This window comes from Bradyrhizobium sp., from assembly GCF_049586575.1.
Lineage (GTDB): Bacteria > Pseudomonadota > Alphaproteobacteria > Rhizobiales > Xanthobacteraceae > Bradyrhizobium.
Map to the genome: position 1 here is coordinate 1 of NZ_JBAVCF010000647.1, position 7,368 is coordinate 7,368.

Sequence of the window (7,368 nt, forward strand, 5' to 3'; positions counted from 1 at the left end):
CTGCTCCGATTCCCCAGCCGCCTTCAGCACCTGTTCCGCTTCTACAGCCTTCTTCAGGGGGGTATCCTCGAGGAATGATGGGCCGAGGCCTCGGCGGAGGTGGCTGGCGGCGTGGAGCCGTGGGTCCTGGCGCGAGGGGTTCCATAATTACCAAAATGATATTCGCTCTGATGGACACTGACGGTGATGGGAAACTCTCGGTCCAGGAGTGGCAGGCTGCTCAGGAGCGCATCTTTAAGGCGATGGATTCCGACAAAGACGGCTTCGTCAGCCTGCAGGAAATGGAGAACTTTATGGGCGGCGCCGGCACGCGGTTTCCTCCGTCGCGCGAATAATCGGGCTTATTGCTTCACGGGCCGCGACTCAGCCTGACGTTTGGATCAAAGCCGCCACATTTGGGGCACCGATCGGCCATCCAATGGTGCTACCGCTGCACGGCTCTCGACGGAGAGCTTCCCGTTGGCCCCGCCCGCATGACTACGACGCGCGGCGGAGCTTTTTCATTGTTCGATTGCGGCTGTTCTGGCGCCTTTAATGGACGCCACCGCACGCAATTGCGCGCTGCGTAGTCGACTGAGCGACTTCCTCGCTTGAATAGCCGTTTCCGATTACCTTGCCGGCGGGCTTCTGGTCCTGCTCGACCACTGAACATTGATGCGTGGTAGGGTCCACGACGACCCAGTAGGTTGCGGCGGTGGCCGGCGTCGCCAGGGCGACAAGGAAGATTAGGAACCCGCCTATGGAAGCCAATGTGGATTTCAGGCCCGACTGCATCTGAAGCCTCCTAGTTCGATTGGCCAATCGTGGCCGATAACCGCTAACGCAATTCGCTGCATTGTGGTTCGCGCGGCAATTTGGCGGATTTTCAATCGGGGGTCATCGGCAGCGCTTACCGCCTCAGTAGATTCGGTAGCTTGTGCCGGGCTTACGCAATTCGCTCAAGGCCGGTCCGGTTTGGCGATTGCAATGGTGGACATGACAGCGTCCCATAGGAGCAGAACACGCAGCAATCACCCTTCAAAGGTTTAAGCCGCTCTCCGCGTCCCTTGCAGTGATAGAAGAACTGACACGTATCGGTCCGCCTGATCTCGGTGGACCGATAGCCGCACCCGGGGCAAGCGATGATGGCGCATGGCTCTTAAATTGCGTTTTTTGCCCGAGAAGGGGCGCTCTTTCTCCTATGCCCCGCCGTGACTAACCGGCGAGCCTTTTTACTTGGGCTTGATTGTCCTACCCGGCGATCCGAGACTGGAAATTCCGGTGTAATCCTCTCGTTGTGAGCGAAGCGTGCAGAGCAAAAATACCGCATATCTTGGACGGCTCGATCATCTGCGCGCGCTCGCCGCGCTTTGTGTCGTTCTCTTCGAATTCAGGGGCTATATGCGACAGTTACCACTGCCGCGTTTTCCCTTGGCGCTGATTGAACATGGTCAGGTCGGCGTGACGCTGTTCATGGTGATCTCGGGCTTCATCCTCAGTCATATCGTTGGTGATGCTGACCTTGATGTACCGAAGTTCTATCTCAACCGCATCTTGCGGATTTATCCGCTTTTCATCTTTATCGTAGCACTTGGCTATTTCGTCACACCTGATCCGCGCGAGACCCAGACTGGCATCGATTTTTTGTTGGCATTGTTGCCCATCTCAAATCTTTACCGTCTGCACTACGGCGCCTACGGCGGGATGATGTGGTCAATCGCCGTAGAACTGCAATTCTATCTGATCTTTCCATTTTTCTGGCAGCTATTACGGATACGGGGCGCTTCGGTCGGTCTAGGGCTCATCGCCTTCATGATCGGCACCCGAACGCTTGCGTATCTCTCCGCCGGTGCCGCCTACAGCTTCGGCTATTTCAGCCTGTTCGGCAGCATCGATGCCTTCGTCATCGGCTGTCTGGCGCAACTGGCTTTTGCGCGGCTGCCAAAGCAATTGCCGATCTGGATTCCGGTCCTTGCCCTTGTTGCGATCGTGGCAATTGCCCACGGCGAACTGCGCAGCTCCCTTACCGGGCCAAGCTGGATTGTCTGGCCAACGTTGCTTTCGGCAAGCTTCGGCGTGCTACTTGTTGGTTACCTTAAGGCGCCGTACGGCATCGTCGGTGGCCGTTTCGCGGCTTTCGTCGGCCGCGTCAGTTTCAGCATGTACGTTTGGCAATATGTGGTATTCGAAGCTATCGGTCGTTTTTTGCCTGTCGGCGGCTGGGTCGATACCTACGTGCTGGACTTGTTGGTCGCATTTGCCGCCGTATTACCTGTCGCGATAGCGAGCTACTATGTTGTTGAGCGCCCATTTCTCGAATTGCGCGTGCAATACCTGAAGCCAAAGCCCGAAAGCGTCTAAAATACGGCGTATAGCTTTCGTAACACGGCTGGCTGGCGCTCGCTTGCCGCACCTCGCTCGCCGGCGTAGCATTTGTCGCGCGGGCAGGTAACGCCCGTAATTCTCAGCATCAACTGGCCCCGCTCGATCGGCGGGGCTATTTTCATTTGCGGCTTAGAGGAGCGATGGGCCTAGGATATATGATCTTTAATCCCTCGGGCTCCCTCGAAGGTTTCTTTGGTCGCGCTGAGTTGCGCAACGAGGGAATGAGCGTGCTCACTAACAGAACAATCGACAGTGGGATCAAAAGCATCTGCCACATGGTCGTCTCCCGCGTGCTTATCGCAGCGTAAAGTTCGCACCGGGGCCTGAAAAGCGAGTTCCTTAAAGAATTGCAATTCGCGACAATTTCTACCGAAACACATGGTGCTGCCGGAAAGGCCAGCGCCCCATCTTAACAACTAAAAAAAGCCCCGGTCGAAGCCGGGGCCAGTGGATTGTCCGCTTTGGGGACGGACAATACGCGAGGCTAGTGTTTGGGGTTTAAGGAATCCGTTGCTGCAAAACATAAAATTCGAGCTAGGCGCCTAATATGTCGCGCCCGAGAGCGCGCGCTCAGAAAGACGTGAAAAGCCCCGCGCCGGGCACCTTCAAGACGACTCCGTCGCAGACCATAGACTTCTTCGCGATAGCCCAGGCCGGGTTCATAGCCGTCCAGGTCTCCGACGACACTTCGCTGGCAACACGTCATTCCGGCAAACGCCATGAGTTCGGCGACGGTGAAAACGTGGCGTTCATGGTTGATAGAGAGAAATAAACGAGCGTGCTCTCCGAGCCAGCAGGCGTAGCGGAAGGCTTCTCGCCAAGGTATTTCCGTCATCGAGTCGACGTTAATCGCAACTCCATAGCGACGAGACGGCAATCTCGCGACAGAGTACAATTTGATCCTTCCCGTCGCGCTCTCAGCGGCTTCGCCGTCAAACCAGAGCTTATCAGGTCCCAGCACTCGGCCAAGGAAACAGGCTTGCGCGACCAGTCCAAGGGGAAGATCGATCGTTGTGTAATCAGCAATGCCGGCACAAAAGGCGAAAAGTGCTATGCGGCCCATGCCGGGACCTATTTCAACAACCGAGCTTGAGGTTGTCTTGTCGAGAAGATCCGCAACACGGTCTGCTTGGCGTTTGGCATCGAGGCCGCGGCCGGCTTTCAAAGCTTCCTCGACGAAGTATTCAGGTTGAACGGGTACAAGGCTCCGGGATAGACGGTCGCAACCGTAATAAAGGTCAGTGCTGGTCGGATCGGCGAAGATTTGCCGGAGCCGAGTGTTGGTATCATCGAGTAGCGCTGCATGAACGTCTGCGCGCCGCGCATCGATTGCTGACCAAATCGGTCCGGTCGCCTTGAGATCGACTCTCAACGCTGTGCGGTAGGCGCGTCGCACGCGGTCGAGAAATTCCTCATCGAGGTACGCAGGCACGGCTTCATTGCAGCGTCGCCGCTACTACAAGTCAACCTTTGTGTTGGGCCATTACCCGGTCCGTTTCGTCCTTAGCAGCTGCGGCAGCTTGGCGATGTTCACCGCGATGCGCCGCGCCTCATCCTGCGTCATGGAAGGGGGTGCGATCGGAACGCCAAACAGGGGGCGACCTGCTGCGGCGCGGAAGGGCTCTTAATGAGGGTAGCTTCGGCCTTAACAGCGGCGCACTGTGATAAATCACAATCGACTAAGGAGTCCTATTTGCGGGCGAGTGCCACGAAAGTGGCAACCGCCAGTATTACGATAATCACGATCGCCCACTCCATGGCCTTTTAGTCGCCGGGAGCGAGAATTTCGTTCGCCTAATACTACCAAAGAGGCAGCCAACGGCGGAGGCCTAATACCACCGCCCGCGACCATGCCATCCGACAGTAACCGCGATACTGGCGGCCATCAGCATTATGAGCATGGGCAACACTGCGGGATGAATCGAACTCATAAATTTCACTCATATAAATTTCCCGTAAATATCAGCTGGGCACCAGTGAAAAGTCAAATCCGGGAGTTCTATTTCAAAAACAGCCACTAAGCTCGGAAACCGACCAGTACCAAATCTTGACGGACGCCGAACACCTGATCGCGACCTGGAACGCGCGGCAAGAGGCACATATGCCGATGCTGTTCTCGCCGACGGTCGGCGCCGCTATCGCAGCGCGGCATTGGTGGCTTTGGGTGCGCTGCCCAGCCTGCCGGACCATAAACGCGATCGATCTACGCATGCTCGATCGTCATCCTGACGCGGCGATCACCTGCCTGATCCCGTGGCTGTCCTGCCGCTCATGCCGGCCGCACGCGCCGTTCGCCGAGCTGATGCGGCTGTCGCCGCGGAGCATCGCCGATGAGATGCACGACGAGTGCAGGTGCGGATGGCAATTTTGCCTTCTCGCAGGTGTCAACTTTCGCCTCTAAACTACAGTTTTTGATCCGCGAAAAGTGTCAACTGCACTTGATCGAAAAGGGATTTCCGTCTGCCTTCCAAGCTTATGACGAGGGTTCGATTCCCTTCACCCGCTCCAGCTTTAAAAGCGCGATATTTCCGTGAGAAGTCACAATAAGGGCGGATGCCCTGTCGTCCTGGAGCAGGACGGATTTTGGACAGCCATCTAGGCTCCAATATCGGCTGTGGGTTCAATTAGAAAGTGATTGACGGATCAGTTTCGCCGCGACATGTGTTGTTTATCGTGCCCAAACTGGGGACGCCGAAGGTCGTACATCCAGCGGGGTGACCACCGTAGGCAAAGCAGTAAGGGCGTTTCACTCAAGGCGGTCGCTGTGGCCATCGCCGAGATGGGAGATAGTGATGAGCAACGCCCACAGCGGCGGCGGCAACCTGCTGCCGATGACAGTCGACAAAGTTGGCTTCCTGCTAGACCGACTTGGCCAAGACTGTTCCCCCCTCCAATACCTTCGCGAGCTTACTCAGAACGCCATAGAGGCCGTTCTCCGTACCGGAACACCTGGACAGGTGATCTGGGACGTGGATTGGATTTCTTTTGACCTCGGCGGCGGTCCGATGAAAGTGTGCATTGTCGATACTGGCGACGGTATGACCGGAGATGAGATGCTCCGCTTCATTAATCAGTTATCCTCATCTGGATCTGAACAATCCTTCACTGGAAACTACGGGGTGGGGGCGAAAATTGCTGCCGCCACAAAAAATCCAGCGGGGGTCATTTATCAGTCCTGGAAGAATGGTGACGGATATATGGTCAAGGTGGAAAAGAACCTTGCCACGGGCGAATATGGGCTGGTGCAGTGGTCACTCAAAGATGGAAGTTATTCGCATTTCCTTCCATTAGACGACGCGATTCGTCCTACAGAAATTAGCTCGCACGGAACCAAAGTAATTCTTCAGGGCGCCAAAAACTCAGACAATACAATGGCGCCTCCCCCGGACGCGGCATCGCCATCTAGATGGATTTCGAAGTACCTGAATACGCGATATTTCCAGTTCCCTGCGGGTGTTACAATCAAGGCTCGTGAAGGTTGGGATAATCCGAGAACTGATAAGGACCGGAATGTCCTCCGTACGCTAACGGGACAGAAGGCATATTTGGACTCACACGCGATGCATTCTGGCATCGAACCTCTCACAGGAGCGAAGGTTCATTGGTGGATTTTGAAGGACGAGCCGGCCATTTCGAACAATAGCGGCTTTGTTGACTCTGCGGGCCACGTCGCGGCGTTGTATCAGAACGAACTGTATGACCGAGCCACTGCACGAGCCGGTACGGCACTGTTGCAGAGATTTGGCGTCTTGTTTGGATACCGGTTTGTCGTGCTTTATCTCGAACCAACCCCTGAAAAGGACCAAGCGCTAACCACCAACACTGCACGCACCATGCTCCTCGTGGGGGGCGAAAAGCTGCCATGGGACGACTGGGCCTACGAATTTCGCGAGAATATGCCAAAGTGCCTCGTTGAGTTTATCAATGATAAAGCTGCCGCCCTGACAGACAAGGATCACGTTAACAGCATTAAAGACCGGCTCAAAAACGTCATGGACCTGTACAGGGTCAGCCGTTACCGCCCTGCGCCTGCTGGCGTCTACCTATCAGACGAATCATCGGCAGTCCGCGTTGGTAGATCACTGTCGTCTTCATCAAAATCGGAAGGAAGCGGTGGCGTTGGCCAGAGTGTTGGCGGAGCAAGTAAGGGTGAGAGGGACGGTGAGGTCGGTAACATCTACCACCTATTCGAAAAGAAAGGTGGTGTCGCAAGCGAAAAATCCACTGTTGATCCCTTTCCGGTCGTAAGTTGGGTAAGTGTCGAGGATGGCAGTCGGACGGCAGATGACGGCATGGAGGATAAGGCTGCGACGTTTGTTCAGAATCAAAATCGACTTTTGATCAATGCCGATTTTCGAGTCTTTAGAGATATGATCGCTCGACTGCGGAAAGAGAAGGACATAGGTGGGCAACCGCTCGACGAGGCAGTCAAAGAAATCGTTCATCAATGGTTCGAGCAGGCCCTAGTAGAAACGGTAATTGGCATTCAGCAGTTGAGGGGCAGCAAGGAATGGGGCCCGGATCAGATTGACCGGGCGCTCTCGTCTGAGGCTCTTACGAGCGCTGTAATGCAGCGCTATCATGTGTATGTGGCTTGCAGACGCGAGCTTGGCGCCAAGTTCGGAAAATTGACAGTGTCTGCTTAGACGGTCCGCCACGAGATAATCGCTTAGCTTAGGTGTATTAGCTGGAACTCGATCTGACAGACGGCGCCTAAGTTGAGCGATCGGGTTTTGGTGTCCGATGCGGTTAGGCTGCGATCATTTTCTCCTTCGCCATGGATATTGTGTCAAGGAACGTTTGCATCGGGGTCTTGCCAAAGCACCAGCGTCCTTGATGCGGCCTTTGTTCATTGTATTCGCGGATCCACAGATCGAGATTGGCCTGCAGCTCGTCGATTGAACGATACACCTTCTTGCGGAAGGCGACACGATAGAACTCGTTGAGCACGGTCTTGTGGAAGCGCTCGCAGATGCCGTTAGTCTGCGGGCTCTTGGTCTTGGT

Annotated in this window: 8 protein-coding genes; 4 read left to right on the plus strand and 4 right to left on the minus strand. The window is 55.5% G+C overall.

What is annotated here, in order from left to right:
• Nucleotides 1-155: 155 nt before the first annotated feature.
• Nucleotides 156-335, plus strand: coding sequence for an EF-hand domain-containing protein (locus WB528_RS23870; RefSeq protein ID WP_423891331.1), 180 nt, complete (start codon nucleotides 156-158; stop codon nucleotides 333-335).
• Nucleotides 336-531: 196 nt separating this feature from the next.
• On the opposite strand, the gene WB528_RS23875 is transcribed toward WB528_RS23870, so the two are convergent.
• Together WB528_RS23875 and WB528_RS23880 are read right to left on the minus strand one after the other, a co-directional pair.
• A complete protein-coding gene (locus WB528_RS23875) occupies nucleotides 532-774 on the minus strand; it encodes a hypothetical protein (protein ID WP_423891333.1) in 243 nt (80 codons plus the stop codon).
• A gap of 151 nt (nucleotides 775-925) precedes the next feature.
• Nucleotides 926-1,126: a GDCCVxC domain-containing (seleno)protein gene (locus WB528_RS23880; RefSeq protein ID WP_423891345.1), complete on the minus strand. Its 201-nt coding sequence runs from the start codon at nucleotides 1,124-1,126 to the stop codon at nucleotides 926-928.
• A gap of 161 nt (nucleotides 1,127-1,287) precedes the next feature.
• Between WB528_RS23880 and WB528_RS23885 the strand changes: the two genes are divergently transcribed.
• Nucleotides 1,288-2,340, plus strand: a complete 1,053-nt coding sequence (locus tag WB528_RS23885; protein ID WP_423891335.1) for an acyltransferase family protein — start codon at nucleotides 1,288-1,290, stop codon at nucleotides 2,338-2,340.
• Between the two features lie 508 nt (nucleotides 2,341-2,848).
• On the opposite strand, the gene WB528_RS23890 is transcribed toward WB528_RS23885, so the two are convergent.
• Nucleotides 2,849-3,796, minus strand: coding sequence for a hypothetical protein (locus tag WB528_RS23890; RefSeq protein ID WP_423891337.1), 948 nt, complete (start codon nucleotides 3,794-3,796; stop codon nucleotides 2,849-2,851).
• Nucleotides 3,797-4,411: 615 nt separating this feature from the next.
• Between WB528_RS23890 and WB528_RS23895 the strand changes: the two genes are divergently transcribed.
• Entirely contained in the window at nucleotides 4,412-4,765 is a 354-nt protein-coding gene (locus WB528_RS23895) for a hypothetical protein (protein WP_423891340.1), read from the plus strand.
• 391 nt (nucleotides 4,766-5,156) lie between these two features.
• Nucleotides 5,157-7,010, plus strand: coding sequence for a hypothetical protein (locus WB528_RS23900; RefSeq protein WP_423891341.1), 1,854 nt, complete (start codon nucleotides 5,157-5,159; stop codon nucleotides 7,008-7,010).
• 103 nt (nucleotides 7,011-7,113) lie between these two features.
• On the opposite strand, the gene WB528_RS23905 is transcribed toward WB528_RS23900, so the two are convergent.
• On the minus strand, nucleotides 7,114-7,368 hold a 255-nt coding region (locus tag WB528_RS23905; protein ID WP_423891343.1), incomplete at its 5' end, for an integrase core domain-containing protein.

Excerpts from the sequence above, each read along its gene's own strand:
- WB528_RS23870 (WP_423891331.1), top strand. The coding sequence starts at position 156 with ATGATATTCGCTCTGATGGACACTGACGGTGATGGGAAACTCTCGGTC.
- WB528_RS23875 (WP_423891333.1), bottom strand. The coding sequence starts at position 774 with ATGCAGTCGGGCCTGAAATCCACATTGGCTTCCATAGGCGGGTTCCTA.
- WB528_RS23900 (WP_423891341.1), top strand. The coding sequence starts at position 5,157 with ATGAGCAACGCCCACAGCGGCGGCGGCAACCTGCTGCCGATGACAGTC.